This is a genomic window from Clostridium prolinivorans (assembly GCF_004011155.1).
GTDB classification, from domain to species: domain Bacteria; phylum Bacillota; class Clostridia; order Clostridiales; family Clostridiaceae; genus Clostridium_AT; species Clostridium_AT prolinivorans.
The window spans coordinates 16,423-29,377 of the sequence record NZ_RJWG01000013.1; the positions used below are offsets into that span (position 1 = coordinate 16,423).

16 protein-coding genes are annotated in these 12,955 nt (G+C 35.2%); all 16 read left to right on the plus strand.

Annotated features, from left to right (window positions below):
* The first annotated feature begins 1 nt into the window (after position 1).
* The 16 genes from EGD97_RS09890 to EGD97_RS09965 all read left to right on the plus strand — a co-directional run bounded on the left by EGD97_RS09890 (position 2) and on the right by EGD97_RS09965 (position 12,955).
* Complete coding sequence (locus EGD97_RS09890; protein ID WP_205693984.1) at positions 2 to 1,330, plus strand: DNA cytosine methyltransferase; 1,329 nt, start codon at positions 2 to 4, stop codon at positions 1,328 to 1,330.
* A 99-nt stretch (positions 1,331 to 1,429) separates the two neighbouring features.
* Positions 1,430 to 2,353, plus strand: a complete 924-nt coding sequence (locus EGD97_RS09895) for an amidoligase family protein (protein WP_127837220.1) — start codon at positions 1,430 to 1,432, stop codon at positions 2,351 to 2,353.
* Between the two features lie 144 nt (positions 2,354 to 2,497).
* Positions 2,498 to 2,977: a gamma-glutamylcyclotransferase family protein gene (locus EGD97_RS09900; protein WP_011838227.1), complete on the plus strand. Its 480-nt coding sequence runs from the start codon at positions 2,498 to 2,500 to the stop codon at positions 2,975 to 2,977.
* Between the two features lie 70 nt (positions 2,978 to 3,047).
* On the plus strand, positions 3,048 to 3,359 hold the full coding sequence (locus tag EGD97_RS09905) for a hypothetical protein (protein WP_011838226.1): 312 nt from the start codon (positions 3,048 to 3,050) through the stop codon (positions 3,357 to 3,359).
* Between the two features lie 113 nt (positions 3,360 to 3,472).
* Positions 3,473 to 4,225 carry a hypothetical protein gene (locus tag EGD97_RS09910; RefSeq protein ID WP_079411911.1) on the plus strand — a complete coding sequence of 251 codons (753 nt, stop codon included), beginning with the start codon at positions 3,473 to 3,475 and terminating at the stop codon, positions 4,223 to 4,225.
* Positions 4,218 to 4,433 carry a hypothetical protein gene (locus EGD97_RS09915; RefSeq protein WP_041734294.1) on the plus strand — a complete coding sequence of 72 codons (216 nt, stop codon included), beginning with the start codon at positions 4,218 to 4,220 and terminating at the stop codon, positions 4,431 to 4,433. The genes EGD97_RS09910 and EGD97_RS09915 overlap by 8 nt, the downstream gene beginning before the upstream one ends.
* Before the next feature lie 58 nt (positions 4,434 to 4,491).
* Positions 4,492 to 4,974, plus strand: a complete 483-nt coding sequence (locus EGD97_RS09920) for a phage terminase small subunit P27 family (protein WP_127837221.1) — start codon at positions 4,492 to 4,494, stop codon at positions 4,972 to 4,974.
* Positions 4,967 to 7,516, plus strand: a complete 2,550-nt coding sequence (locus tag EGD97_RS09925) for a terminase TerL endonuclease subunit (protein ID WP_127837222.1) — start codon at positions 4,967 to 4,969, stop codon at positions 7,514 to 7,516. Before EGD97_RS09920 ends, EGD97_RS09925 begins: the two co-directional genes overlap by 8 nt.
* 11 nt (positions 7,517 to 7,527) lie before the next feature.
* Entirely contained in the window at positions 7,528 to 8,787 is a 1,260-nt protein-coding gene (locus EGD97_RS09930; protein ID WP_127837223.1) for a phage portal protein, read from the plus strand.
* A 4-nt stretch (positions 8,788 to 8,791) separates the two neighbouring features.
* On the plus strand, positions 8,792 to 9,535 hold the full coding sequence (locus EGD97_RS09935) for a head maturation protease, ClpP-related (RefSeq protein ID WP_127837224.1): 744 nt from the start codon (positions 8,792 to 8,794) through the stop codon (positions 9,533 to 9,535).
* Positions 9,536 to 9,568: 33 nt separating this feature from the next.
* Positions 9,569 to 10,852, plus strand: coding sequence for a phage major capsid protein (locus tag EGD97_RS09940; RefSeq protein ID WP_228202007.1), 1,284 nt, complete (start codon positions 9,569 to 9,571; stop codon positions 10,850 to 10,852).
* 12 nt (positions 10,853 to 10,864) lie between these two features.
* Positions 10,865 to 11,305 carry a hypothetical protein gene (locus tag EGD97_RS09945; protein ID WP_011838219.1) on the plus strand — a complete coding sequence of 147 codons (441 nt, stop codon included), beginning with the start codon at positions 10,865 to 10,867 and terminating at the stop codon, positions 11,303 to 11,305.
* Positions 11,306 to 11,348: 43 nt separating this feature from the next.
* Positions 11,349 to 11,921, plus strand: coding sequence for a head-tail connector protein (locus tag EGD97_RS09950; RefSeq protein WP_127837227.1), 573 nt, complete (start codon positions 11,349 to 11,351; stop codon positions 11,919 to 11,921).
* A complete protein-coding gene (locus tag EGD97_RS09955) occupies positions 11,918 to 12,244 on the plus strand; it encodes a phage head closure protein (RefSeq protein ID WP_127837228.1) in 327 nt (108 codons plus the stop codon). The genes EGD97_RS09950 and EGD97_RS09955 overlap by 4 nt, the downstream gene beginning before the upstream one ends.
* Positions 12,237 to 12,629, plus strand: a complete 393-nt coding sequence (locus tag EGD97_RS09960; protein ID WP_011838216.1) for an HK97-gp10 family putative phage morphogenesis protein — start codon at positions 12,237 to 12,239, stop codon at positions 12,627 to 12,629. The genes EGD97_RS09955 and EGD97_RS09960 overlap by 8 nt, the downstream gene beginning before the upstream one ends.
* Positions 12,626 to 12,955 carry a hypothetical protein gene (locus EGD97_RS09965; RefSeq protein WP_127837229.1) on the plus strand — a complete coding sequence of 110 codons (330 nt, stop codon included), beginning with the start codon at positions 12,626 to 12,628 and terminating at the stop codon, positions 12,953 to 12,955. Before EGD97_RS09960 ends, EGD97_RS09965 begins: the two co-directional genes overlap by 4 nt.

A 12,955-nucleotide genomic window follows, 5' to 3' on the forward strand; every position in this document is an offset into this window, starting at 1 on the left:
TATGACCTTCCTTGATTTCTTTGCAGGAATAGGTGGCTTTCGATTGGGGTTAGAACTTGCAGGACATAAATGTATAGGATTTTGTGAAAAAGATAAATTTGCAGTAAAAAGCTATAGAGCTATGTTTGATACGGAAGGAGAGTGGTATGCAGATGACGTTACAAAACTTAAAAGCGAAGATATCCCATATGCAGACATCTGGTGTGGAGGCACTCCGTGCCAAGATGTATCTATTGCAGGAAAGCGAAAAGGTTTATCAGGAGAGCGAAGTGGACTCTTTTTTAAATTTATTGAACTCGTTAAAGCCAAAGAAGAAAAAGATAAACCCACATACCTTATCTTTGAAAATGTTAAAGGACTTTTATCAAGTAATAGAGGCTTCGATTTTACAAACTATCTCAATTGTATATCCGAAGCAGGGTATGATGCAATCTGGCAGGTGCTTAACTCTAAAGACTTCGGAGTTCCCCAAAACCGAGAGCGTGTGTTCATTATTGCAAATCTTAGAACCAGAGGTAGACGAGAAATACTACCTGTCAGAGGAGAAAACACAGCAGCTCTTAAGCAGATTATAGGCGGCTGTCAAGGTGAGCGAGTTTATGATGCAGAAGGAGTAGCTTGCACACTTACAGGTTGTGGCGTAGGTGGAGGAGCAAAGACTGGTCTTTACTGCATAGGAAATATAAATCCAAGCGGCAAAGGTATGAATGGAAATGTTTATTCATCAGAAGGAATTGCTCCAACAGTTACAACTAATAAGGGCGAAGGAAGTAAAATTTTTATAGACCAGTCTTATACAAAGCCAAAGCTCACAGATACCTCAAGATGCATTACATCACGTTATACAGCAGGAGTGGTTAATAGAACCGCAATGAATAGTGCTGTTCTTGAAGCAAGGGCAGTTATAACTCCTGAAAGAGAAAATAAACGTCAGAATGGAAGGAGATTTAAAAATGCAGATGAACCAATGTTTACTTTAACAAGTCAGGACAGACATGGAGTTGCAGTTAAAGAAGCCACAAAAAAAGGCTATGCTGAAGCTGAGATTGGAGACAGCATAAATATTTCAGTACCTAATTCAAAAACAAGAAGAGGCAGGGTTGGAAAAGGTATATCAAATACTTTAGATACAGGATGCCAAATGGCTACATTGGACAAAAATTACCGTATTAGAAGGCTTACACCAAAGGAATGCTTCAGACTTCAAGGCTTCCCAGATGAATTATTTGAAAAAGCAAGGGCTGTAAATTCAGATGCTCAGCTATATAAGCAGGCAGGTAATGCAGTAACTGTAAATGTAGCTTTTGCAGTAGCACAATCTATTAAATAAAAATAGTGTTAATAATCTTTGATAATATACTTGCTATTACTCCCCTTTAGAGTGATATATGTACATGACCAAAAACACACTAAGAAAGGGGAAACAAAAATGCAAAACACAGATTTTTTAAAAGCAAGATTTGGAATTGAAATTGAAATGACAGGAGTTACAAGAAACAAGGCCGCAAAGGTTGTTGCAGAAGTTTTAAGAGGAAGTATAAAAAGAGAAAATGATTATTATGATACCTATAAGGTAACAGCAGCAGACGGAAGAGTATGGAAGCTTATGTATGACGGAAGTATTTACACCCAAAAGAAAGTAAATGACGAGAAGGTAGCAGCTACAAAAGAGTATAGTGTAGAACTAGTAAGTCCAATACTTACCTACAAAGAAGACATAGAAACTTTGCAGGAGATAGTAAGAAAGCTTAGAAAAGCAGGAGCCTTTTCAGAAAAGCAAAACTGCACAGGGATTCACATACACCTTGATGGAGCTGACCATACACCAAGAAGTATTAGAAACTTTATAAACATAATCTACTCAAGAAATGACCTGCTTTATGAAAGCCTTCAGATTGAGAGAGAAAGAATGAGATACTGCAAAAAGATGGATGCAGATTTGGTGGAAAGGATAAACAAGAAAAAGCCTACTACCATGAAGCAGATTGAGGATATTTGGTACGAGGGATACGGTTCAAATAGAGAAAGGCATTACCATGAAAGCAGATACCACTTCTTAAACCTACACAGCTTTTTCAAAGGAACAGGAACAGTTGAACTTAGAGGTTTTAATGGAACCATGCACGCAGGAGTTATTAGGTCAAATATAGTTTTAGCCTTGGCACTTAACCATCAAGCCCTTACTCAAAAGAGTGCAAGCAGTAAAAAGCCACAGGTTGAAAATCCAAAGTTTGCAATGAGGACCTGGCTTAACAGAATAGGCTTTATAGGTGAAGAATTCAAAAACTGCAGAGAACACCTTATAAAGCACCTTCAAGGCTCAGCAGCTTGGAGATTTCAGAGAGCCGCATAGATAGGCGGCCGGCTTCATAAAGCCACAGGGCGGAATTACCGCCCTTAGGGTAGTAGAAGGAACTAATGGGCTAAGAATTAAACTTAAGGCAATACAGGGGAACTGTGGCCCAATTAGAAGCTTTCAGAAAGGGTGGATTGATAGATGAAAAGATTGTATATTGCTTATGGTTCAAACTTAAATCTTCAGCAGATGGAAAAAAGATGTCCTACGGCTAGGGTTTATGGCAAGGGGGAGTTAAAGGATTTTAGGTTGCTTTTTAAAGGAGTACCTAATAATGCTTATGCTACTATTGAACCTTTTAAGGGTGGAAAGGTACCAGTACTTGTTTGGGAGGTTAAACCTAAAGATGAGAAAGCTTTAGACATTTACGAAGGTTTCCCAAACTTTTATTATAAAAAAGATTTAGAGGTGGAGCTTGAAAGTGGAGAAATAGTAACTGCTATGGTGTACATCATGACCAATAAAATAAAAGATAGGATTAACTTAAACCTTCCAAGTGAAAGGTATCTAAGAATAGTTAAAGAAGGATATACATCTTCAGGTTTTGATATAGGTTTTATTGAAGAAGCATTGAAAGTAAGTGCTGAAGCTATAAGCAAAAATAATAGATATAAACTTTAAGAATTAGCTTGATATATGTGTGTTTTAGAGTGATATATAGTATAACAAAAACACACTTGGAGGTTTTAGAATGATAGCATTATTTGGAAGAAAGGTTTTAAATTTAAAGGAACTTAAAGAACTTACAAAAGAAGCTAAGAAGGATGGAGTAAAAGGAACAGCCTACGAAGTTACAAAAGAAATTGAACTAAGAGATGAGGAATTTAAAGAATTTGCAAAAGACTTCTGCAAAGACCAGCCTTGGATAACCAAAGAAGATGGTGGTTGCAACGAAAAAGGAGAGCTAAGATGCATAAGGGTTAGGAACACAAAAACAAAGAAAAGCATTTTAGTAGATTCAGAAGGCTACACCTACCCAAGGTACACAGCGATTGAAAATTAGACAGAAGCAGACTGAAGGGCCTGTTTTCTTCTTAAAATATTTATACAAAGTACTTGCTATTAACTGTGTTTAGAGTGATATATGTAACTACCAAAACACAGGGAGGAATGAAGATGGATAGAAAAGAAATAGTTAAAATTTTAAGTGAAGCCTTAGGTTCTCAAGCAAAGTATCTTGGAGCACCAAGCTTTGCCTATGAAATTAAAACGGAAAAGGAAATCTACACAATAGATAGGCAGGGAACCATTATAACTTCGCAAGGTAGGGTTGTTACACTTAACGAAATTTTAAAGGGAGAGGATTCTGAAGAAAAAATAGAGGATACAACTATTGATAGTTTTAATTTAGAAATTCCATTAGGAGAGCATACGGGAAAAACGCTAATAAATATTTTAAATATGCTTTACAGTAAACAGCAGCTAATTGTTAAAACCTTCGAATTAAAAGAACCTTTTATTGAGGAAACCTTTATAAAGAATTTGAATTTAAAGAGAACAGAAACTTTAGAAGAATTTCAAAATGCTATTACTGAAGTTGGAACTGATGGTTGCAAAGGCATATCCTTTGATTTTGAGAAAGGAACTTTTACCTTTAAGCTATTAGGTGAAACCTTAAGCCATGAAAAAATATCCGCATTTATAGAACTTGCATCTTTAATAAATGTGAACGCACAAAAATTAAAACACACCTCTTTTAAGCAGACTCAGGAGGATAACCCTAAATATGCATTCAGAACTTGGCTCATTCGCCTTGGCATGAATGGAAGTAGGTATAAAGATATAAGGAAAACACTTCTTTCAAATCTTGAAGGCAGTTGTGCTTTTAGAAAATTACAACAGGAAGGAAGTGCTGAAATAAATGGATAAATTTTTTACTCAGAAAACCTGTGATCGCTGTGGAGAAAGCTTAAAAGAGGGTAGAATAATGTCAATGTATAATGAGGATTGCATTTGCTTAAGCTGCAAGGAAAAGGAAAGGAAACGTAGTGATTATAAAGAAGCTGTAGAAGCTGAATATGAAGAAGTTAAGAAAGGGAATTACAACTACAAGGGTATAAAAGGAAAAAGAAAATAAGTTTAAGGGTCTACGATTGTAGGCTCTTTTTAGTTAGCCAAAAGAGGAGGTGATACCTATGGCTCAAAGGGGAAGAAAACCAAAACCAACAGCATTAAAAATACTTGAAGGAAATCCAGGAAAAAGACCACTTAATGAAGATGAACCAAAACATGAGAAAAAAGCACCTAAATGTCCAGGCTGGCTTGATGCTGAAGCTAAAAAAGAGTGGAGGAGAATGTCAAAGCAGCTTGAGGCAATGGGAATACTTACAGAAATAGATATGGCAGCCTTTGCAGGATATTGTCAAGCCTATGCAAGGTGGAAGGAAGCAGAAGAATTTATAACTAAACATGGAACTATTGTAAAAACACCATCGGGATACTGGCAGCAGGTGCCACAGGTATCTATCGCTCAAACCTATCTTAAAATTATGAACAGATTCTGCGAACAGTTTGGGCTTACTCCATCAGCAAGAAGCAGAATAGTCACTGACAATATAAATGATGAAGAAGATCCAATGGAACTTATACTTTATAAAGGAGGCAGTAAGAGTGTATGATGAAGCAAAAGCACAACATGCCGTAAACTTTATTAACTGCTTAAAGCATACAAAGGGTCAGTGGCGTGGTGTTCCTTTTGATCTTCTGCCTTGGCAGGATAAAATTATAAGGGATATATTCGGAACAGTAAAAGAAAATGGATACAGGCAGTTTAATACTGCTTATGTTGAAATTCCAAAGAAAAATGGAAAACAGCTATCCCTTGATACTCCAATCCCAACACCTACAGGCTTTACTACAATGGGGGAAATAAAAGCAGGAGATAAGGTAATTGATGAAAAGGGGAGACCTTGTAATGTTGTTGCAATAAGTGAAATTGATGATACGGAGCAGGCATATAAAATAAATTTTAGAGATGGAACAAGTATAGTAGCTGGAGAAAGGCATCTATGGAAGGTTCAAGTTACTAATAATGGCAGAAGAGAAAAACTATTAACAACAGGAGAAATGTATCAAAAGCAGTTTAAAACTAAAAGTAAAGAAAATAGAGCATTATTTCGCATCCCAATAGCGGATGCTTTTATTTTGCCTGAAAATAAACTTCCTATAGATCCATATCTATTTGGGTACTGGATAGGAAATGGTAATGCTGTAAAGCCTGAAATAACTGTAATGAGAGATGATGTTGACGAAGTTATTAAAAATATACCATATAAACTTCATAATAGATATAAGCAAGAGGGTAACAGCGATATTTTAGTATATAAAGAACTTAAAAGTATATTAGTTAAAAACTTTAGGGAAAAAAGGATACCTATTGAATATTTAAGAGCATCAGCTCACCAAAGAAAAAGATTATTACAAGGGTTAATAGATTCTGATGGATGTGTAAGCACTGCTAAAAGTCAGGCAATATATGTGACAATTCTTTTTGAACTTGCCAAAGATGTTCAGGATTTATTATGGTCATTGGGAATAAAGAATACATTAAAGACAGCTCCATCGGCTAGATATGGAATTGAAACAGGTGAAATATGTTATTTAATAAAGTTTACTGCTTTTAATGACTTAGAAGTATCAGGATTAGATAGAAAGCTTAAAAGAGGCAGAGAAAGAAATATTAAAACAAGATCACATTTTCATTATATAAAGTCTATTGAAAAAACAGGAAAGACAAAAATGAGATGTATTCAGGTTGACAGCCCATCAAGATTATATTTAGCAGGTAAATCCATGATTCCTACACATAATAGCGAGCTTGCTGCTGCAGTTGCTCTTTATATGACCTGCGGAGATGGAGAATGGGGAGCTGAAGTTTACGGCTGTGCTGCAGACAGACAACAGGCTTCTATCGTTTTTGATGTAGCTGTTGAAATGGTAGAACAGTGTCCTGCTCTTAAGAAAAGAATTAAACCTGTTCTTTCTGTAAAAAGATTGATATATAAACCTACAAACAGCTTTTATCAGGTATTATCTGCTGAAGCCTACTCCAAACATGGACTTAATGTTCATGGAGTTGTAATGGATGAACTTCATGCTCAGCCTAACAGGGATTTATATGATGTTATGACTAAAGGAAGTGGTGATGCAAGATTGCAGCCGCTGTTTTTTCTTATAACCACAGCCGGAACAGATAGAAATTCTATATGCTATGAAGTACATCAAAAGGCAGTAGATATATTAGAAGGAAGAAAAATAGACCCAACCTTTTATCCTGTGATTTATGGAATAGATGACAATGACGATTGGACCTTAGAGAAAAACTGGTATAAAGCAAACCCTTCTCTTGGGCATACCATAGATATAGAAAAAGTTAGAAATGCCTTTAACAGTGCAAAAGAAAATCCTGCTGAAGAAAATATATTCCGCCAGCTTAGATTAAACCAATGGGTGAAGCAGTCCACAAGATGGATGCAGATGGATAAGTGGGATGAGTGTGCTTTTAAAGTTGATATAGATAAATTAAAAGGAAGAGAATGTTATGGTGGACTTGACCTTTCAAGTACCACAGATATCACAGCCTTTGTTTTAGTATTTCCTCCAAGAACATCAGATGAAAAATATATTGTTCTTCCTCACTTTTGGATACCAGAGGATAATTTGAAGCTGAGGGTAAAAAGGGATCATGTACCTTATGATATTTGGAAAAAGCAGGGATACTTAAAAACTACAGAGGGAAATGTTATTCATTATGGATTTATTGAAAGCTTTATAGAGGACTTAGGAAATAAATATAACATAAAACAAATAGCTTTTGACCGCTGGGGGGCCGTGCAGATGGTTCAAAATCTTGAAGGCTTAGGGTTTACTGTAGTTCCTTTTGGTCAAGGGTATAAAGATATGAGTCCACCAACTAAAGAGCTTATGAAGATAACTTTAGAAAAGAAAATAGCCCATGGAGGACATCCTGTTTTAAGGTGGATGATGGATAATATTTATGTAAAAACTGATCCTGCAGGCAATATAAAGCCTGACAAAGAAAAGTCTACTGAAAAGATAGATGGTGCTGTAGCACTTATTATGGCACTTGACAGGTCAATAAGACATGGAAATAAAGAAAGTGTATATGAAAAAAGAGGAATGAGAAGTTTTCTTGATTAGGAGGTGGTGCTTTGAAACTAAAAAATAGAGTAAAGTTATTTTTAACACCGCAGAATGCCTTGTTTGAAGTCCTTCAGAAATATTCGGAGGATTTTTTAAATGGTGAAGAAGTTGTAAAAGATAATTTTAAAATAGATACAGCAGCCGCTATGAGTTTTTCTGCAGTTTTTGCCTGCAATAGAGTCCTTTCTGAAACCTTGGCAAGCTGTCCTATAATGCTTTATGAAAAAGATGATAAAGGAAACAGAAGGCAGGTTACAGATACTGCTGAATATGGTGTACTTCATTATGCACCAAATGCAGAAATGACACCAGTGCAGTTTAAAGAGTTTGGAATGACAAATATAAATCTTGGCGGAAACTTTATAGCACAAAAGGTTTTTAATATTCATGGAGAGCTTTTAGAGCTTAGACCTATATCATGGGACAGAGTAAGAATTGATATAGATAAATCTACAGGAAGACTTCTTTATTATATTGATGGAAAGCAAGAACCTAAAACAAGAGATGAAATATTTCATATTCCGGGACTTACTTTAGACGGGTATATAGGAATAACACCTCTTAGTTATGCGGCACTTACTATTGATATTGGATTATCTCAGGACACCTTTGAAAGAAATTTTTATCATAACAGGGCTTCAACCAGCGGTATTTTTCAGTATCCTAACGAGCTTTCAGATGAAGCATTTCAAAGGCTTAAAAAGGATATAAAAAAGAATTATACAGGACTTTCTAATGCAGGTGTTCCAATGATTCTTGAAGGCGGCGGTCAGTTTAAGGAAATAACCATGAAGCTTACAGATGCACAGTTTTTAGAATCCAAGAGATTCAGAATTGAAGATGTGTGCAGAATTTTCAGAGTACCACTTCATCTGGTGCAGGATTTAACAAGATCCACAAATAACAATATTGAACATCAGAGCTTAGAGTTTATTGTTTACACTATGCTGCCGTGGTTTAAAAAATGGGAAGAAAATTTAAATCTTCAGCTTTTATCAAAGGAATCAAGAAGAAAGAACAGATACTTTGAATTCAATATAAGCGGACTTCTTCGTGGAGATATTAAATCAAGATATGAAGCTTATGCACAGGGAAGACAGTGGGGATGGCTTTCTGTTAATGATATTAGAAGGCTTGAAAATATGAATCCTGTAGAGAACGGTGACCGATATCTTGAGCCTCTCAACATGAGTGAAGCAGGGAAACAGCAAGATCAGCTTAAGGCTTTAAGAGAAGAAGTATTTAATTTAATAAGTGAAGGGAAGTGATAAGATGGCATTTTGGAATTTTAAAAATAATGAAGAAAATGAGGAGGAGATAGAACTTAGAATTGATGGTGACATTGCTATGGATGATGACTTTTGGTCCATGCTATTTGGTATAGAAAATGTTACTCCAAAGGGATTTATAGCAGAGCTTGCTCAGTACAAAGGTAAAGATATAAATGTTTGGATTAATTCCTATGGAGGAGATGTTTATGCAGCTTCAAGAATCTATACAGCACTTAAGGAGCATAAGGGAAAGGTAAAAGTAAAAATAGATGGTGTAGCAATTTCAGCAGCTTCAGTTATAGCCATGGCAGGAGATGAAATTCTAATGTCTCCAACTTCAATTCTAATGATTCATAACCCTTGGGGAAACTTCCAAGGTGAGGCTAAAGACTTAAGACATGGTGCTGATGTGCTGGATGAAGTAAAGGAAACCATAATCAATGCTTATCAGCTTAAGACTAAAAAATCAAGAGTAAAAATATCACAGATGATGGATGAAGAAACATGGATGAGTGCTAAGAAAGCACTAGCTGAAGGCTTTGTAGATGGAATGCTTTATACACAAAATAAAGAAGAATCAGTGGAAAATTCTTTTATGTTCAGCAGATTTGCTATTCAAAATAGTGTTAATACCAGAACTAGAGATTTTATAAAACAGTATAATCAAAGGTTTAAAGAAACCTATAAAGATGAAGAAAAAATAAAATTATTAAAAGCAAAACTTGCCTTAGAGTGTGAACTTTAGGGCTTTTATTATTTTGAAAGGAAGGTAATGTATATGTCAGAAAAAATGAAAGAATTATTAGCTCAGTTATCAAATTTAGAAACAGAATCTAAAAACCTTATAAATAAAGAGGAGGCTACAGCTGATGAAATAAATGCAAAACTTTCTGAAATTAAGGCTTTAAAAGCCAAGATTGAAGCACAAAAAGAAATTGATGCAATAAATGTAGAAAGAGAAAAACAGGCACAAACACCAGTGAATGAACCAATATATGCTCAGCCAAAGAATCACAATGAAAAGAAGTGGAAGTGCATGGGAGAATTTTTAAGTGCCGTTGCAAAGGCTTCATCTCCAGGTGGAAGGATGGACAACAGATTAACTTACCAGAACTCAGCAACAGGACTTAATGAAAGCATAGCTTCAGAAGGAGGATTTTTACTAGAAAATGAGTTTATAAATGACTTATTTGAATCCATGATGGCACAAAGTCAGGTGGCAAACAGAATAAGAATGATTCCAATAGGTGCTAATACCAATAGACTTAGAGCACTTGGAATTGATGAAAACAGCAGAGCCAATGGCTCAAGATGGGGAGGTGTTCAGGCTTACTGGGTAGCTGAAGCTGAAACTGCAGCTCAGAGCAAGCCAAAGTTCAGGGAAATTGAAATGTCCCTTCAAAAACTTTTAGCACTTTGCTATGTAACTGATGATCTTCTTCAGGATAATACAGCTTTAGAGGCTATAGTAAGACAGGCTTATGCTGATGAAATGAGTTTTAAAATAGATGATGCAATAATTAATGGTACGGGTGTAGGAATGCCTCTTGGAATATTAAATTCTGATGCATTAGTTACTGTACCTAAAGAAAAAGACCAAGCAGCAGGAACTATTAAGTATGAAAATATACTTAAAATGTGGAGCAGTATGCCTGCAAGACTTAGAGCAAATGCTGTATGGTATATAAACCAAGAGATAGAACCACAGCTTTACACTATGGCTCTTAATATTGGAACTGGTGGAGCACCTGTGTTTATGCCTTCTGGTGGAGCTGCAACTTCACAGTACAGTACCTTACTTAATAGACCAATTATTCCAATAGAGCAGTGCTCCCCTCTTGGTAAAAAAGGAGATATTATTTTAGCAGATCCAACACAGTACATTGGAATAGATAAAAAAAGTTTAACTTCTGATGTTTCTATCCATGTAAGATTTTTATATGATGAGCAGGTATTCAGATTCATCTATAAATTTAATGGAATGCCGTATAAGAATAAGCCAATTATGCCTTACAAGGGTGCAAATCCACTAAGTCCTTTTGTAACTTTAGCAGATAGGTAGGAGGTAAAAATTATGTTTATTGAAAAATATAAAGTAATACAGATCATTTCACCAAAGACAACAAATGAAGGTATAGAAAGCAGATATGTAAATTTAAAAAATGCAGTAAATGCTGTAGTAATTGTAAATCTTACTCAAGCAGCAGCTCATGAAACACAAATATCCATATATCAGGCAAAAGATACACAAGGAACAGATTCAAAGGCATTAATCAGCAGTGTACCAGTATGGGCAAATGAGAATACGACTGCAGATACTTTATTAAAAACAGATGGAGCAGGATATACAGTAGAAGAAACAGCAGGAAATAAGCAGATTGTTTTTCAAATAGATCCTGCAAAGCTTGATATAAATGAAGGATTTACTTGTATCGGAATTAAAATCGGGGCAAGTTCTCAAGCAGCTAATTTTGCAAGTGCAGATGTTATTATAGACAGCAGATACAGCAGTTAAATCAAGGAGCCTTAGTGCTCCTTTTCTTTTGGGGTGATAAAACATGGCAATAAAAGTGATAATTCCTCCATCAGTTGAACCCATAACTTTAGAGGAAGCAAAAAATCATTTGAGAGTTGATGGAAATGATGATGATATTCTAATTATGAGCCTTATAAAGCAGGCAAGAGAGTATTGTGAAAATTATCAAAACAGAAAATATATAACCCAGACTTTGGAATTAGTGCTTGACAGCTTTCCGCAAGGAAATGCAATAGTTTTTAATAATTGCTCTCCGGTGCAAAAGGTAGAAAGCATAAAATATTATGATGTAAACAGGCAGGAGTATTTATTTGATGAGAGCAATTATATTTTTGATTTAGATGGCTTTGTAAATAGAGTTGTTTTAAATAGAGGAAAGCATTGGCCTACAGTAGAACTTCAGTCAGTAAATGCAGTAAGAGTAAGATTAATTGCAGGCTATGGAGATAGTGGAGATAAAGTGCCTGAAGCAATAAAGTGGGCAATTATTCTTCAAATGAAGCTTTTGTATGATGATTACAGACCAGAGGAAAAAACAAAGTTAGAGGAAGCAAGAAATGCTCTTCTTTCAATGAACAGGGTGATTCCAGTATGAAGGCAGAAGAATTAAGACATAGAATAAAATTGCAGAAAAATATAACCCAAACAGATGATAATGGCTTTGAAACTGAAACTTGGGCAGATTTTAAAGAGCTATGGGCAAAAACTGAAAATCTTCATGGCAGAGAATATTTTGAAGCCGCAGCAGTTCAAGCTGAGAACACTGTGAAATTTACTATAAGGTACACAGATGAAATTGACACTGCAATGAGGATTATTTTTAGAGGAAAACAGTATAATATAACTTCTATTGATAACATCAAATATAAGAATAAATTCATTGAAATTAAGGCTTTGGAGGTTGAAGTAAGTGGCTAGAATAGAACTTGAAGGAATGCAGGAGCTTATAGACAGAGTAAACAAGCTGGGTGCAAGAGGAGATGTAATAAAGAAAAGAGCACTTGATAAAGCAGGGAATTTAGTGAAAACTAGCATGGAAAAAAATGCTCCAAGGTCAAACAAGACAAAAAGACATATGGCAGATAATATAAAGGTTTCGGATATTGAAAAAGAAAACGGCGTAGATTTTATTGAGATAGGTCCTAATAAAGGAGATAATTCAGAGTTCTTTTATTCAAAATTTACTGAATTTGGTACAAGTAAAATTCCTGCACAGCATTGGGCAGAGAACTCTGTCCTTGAGAATAAAAGAGAGATAAATAATATTATAAAGGAAGAACTGCAAAGGGGACTTGAGGAATGATAAATAAGTTGATTATGGATACATTGAAACCTCTTAAGATTCCAGTAGCGTTTCAAAAGTACAGTGGAAAATCAGAAACTTATATTACTTTTCATGAGTATTTGGCAGCAGGTGAAGAGTATGAAGATGACGAGGAAGCTTTAACAGCACATTATATCCAAGTGGATGTGTGGTCAAAGGCTGATTACACAAATATAGTTAAAAATATAAAAGAACTTTTGCTTAAAGCAGGGTTCAAAAGATTAAATGAAATAGACCTTTATGAAGAAGATACAAAAATCTATCATAAAGGTCTTAAATTTTATTATTTAGAGGAAGGTGAATAA

Bases quoted from the DNA above. Each gene is read 5' to 3' on its own strand.
- EGD97_RS09890 (WP_205693984.1), top strand. From the start codon at position 2: ATGACCTTCCTTGATTTCTTTGCAGGAATAGGTGGCTTTCGATTGGGG.
- EGD97_RS09895 (WP_127837220.1), top strand. From the start codon at position 1,430: ATGCAAAACACAGATTTTTTAAAAGCAAGATTTGGAATTGAAATTGAA.
- EGD97_RS09900 (WP_011838227.1), top strand. From the start codon at position 2,498: ATGAAAAGATTGTATATTGCTTATGGTTCAAACTTAAATCTTCAGCAG.
- EGD97_RS09905 (WP_011838226.1), top strand. From the start codon at position 3,048: ATGATAGCATTATTTGGAAGAAAGGTTTTAAATTTAAAGGAACTTAAA.
- EGD97_RS09910 (WP_079411911.1), top strand. From the start codon at position 3,473: ATGGATAGAAAAGAAATAGTTAAAATTTTAAGTGAAGCCTTAGGTTCT.
- EGD97_RS09915 (WP_041734294.1), top strand. From the start codon at position 4,218: ATGGATAAATTTTTTACTCAGAAAACCTGTGATCGCTGTGGAGAAAGC.
- EGD97_RS09920 (WP_127837221.1), top strand. From the start codon at position 4,492: ATGGCTCAAAGGGGAAGAAAACCAAAACCAACAGCATTAAAAATACTT.
- EGD97_RS09935 (WP_127837224.1), top strand. From the start codon at position 8,792: ATGGCATTTTGGAATTTTAAAAATAATGAAGAAAATGAGGAGGAGATA.
- EGD97_RS09940 (WP_228202007.1), top strand. From the start codon at position 9,569: ATGTCAGAAAAAATGAAAGAATTATTAGCTCAGTTATCAAATTTAGAA.
- EGD97_RS09945 (WP_011838219.1), top strand. From the start codon at position 10,865: ATGTTTATTGAAAAATATAAAGTAATACAGATCATTTCACCAAAGACA.
- EGD97_RS09950 (WP_127837227.1), top strand. From the start codon at position 11,349: ATGGCAATAAAAGTGATAATTCCTCCATCAGTTGAACCCATAACTTTA.
- EGD97_RS09955 (WP_127837228.1), top strand. From the start codon at position 11,918: ATGAAGGCAGAAGAATTAAGACATAGAATAAAATTGCAGAAAAATATA.
- EGD97_RS09965 (WP_127837229.1), top strand. From the start codon at position 12,626: ATGATAAATAAGTTGATTATGGATACATTGAAACCTCTTAAGATTCCA.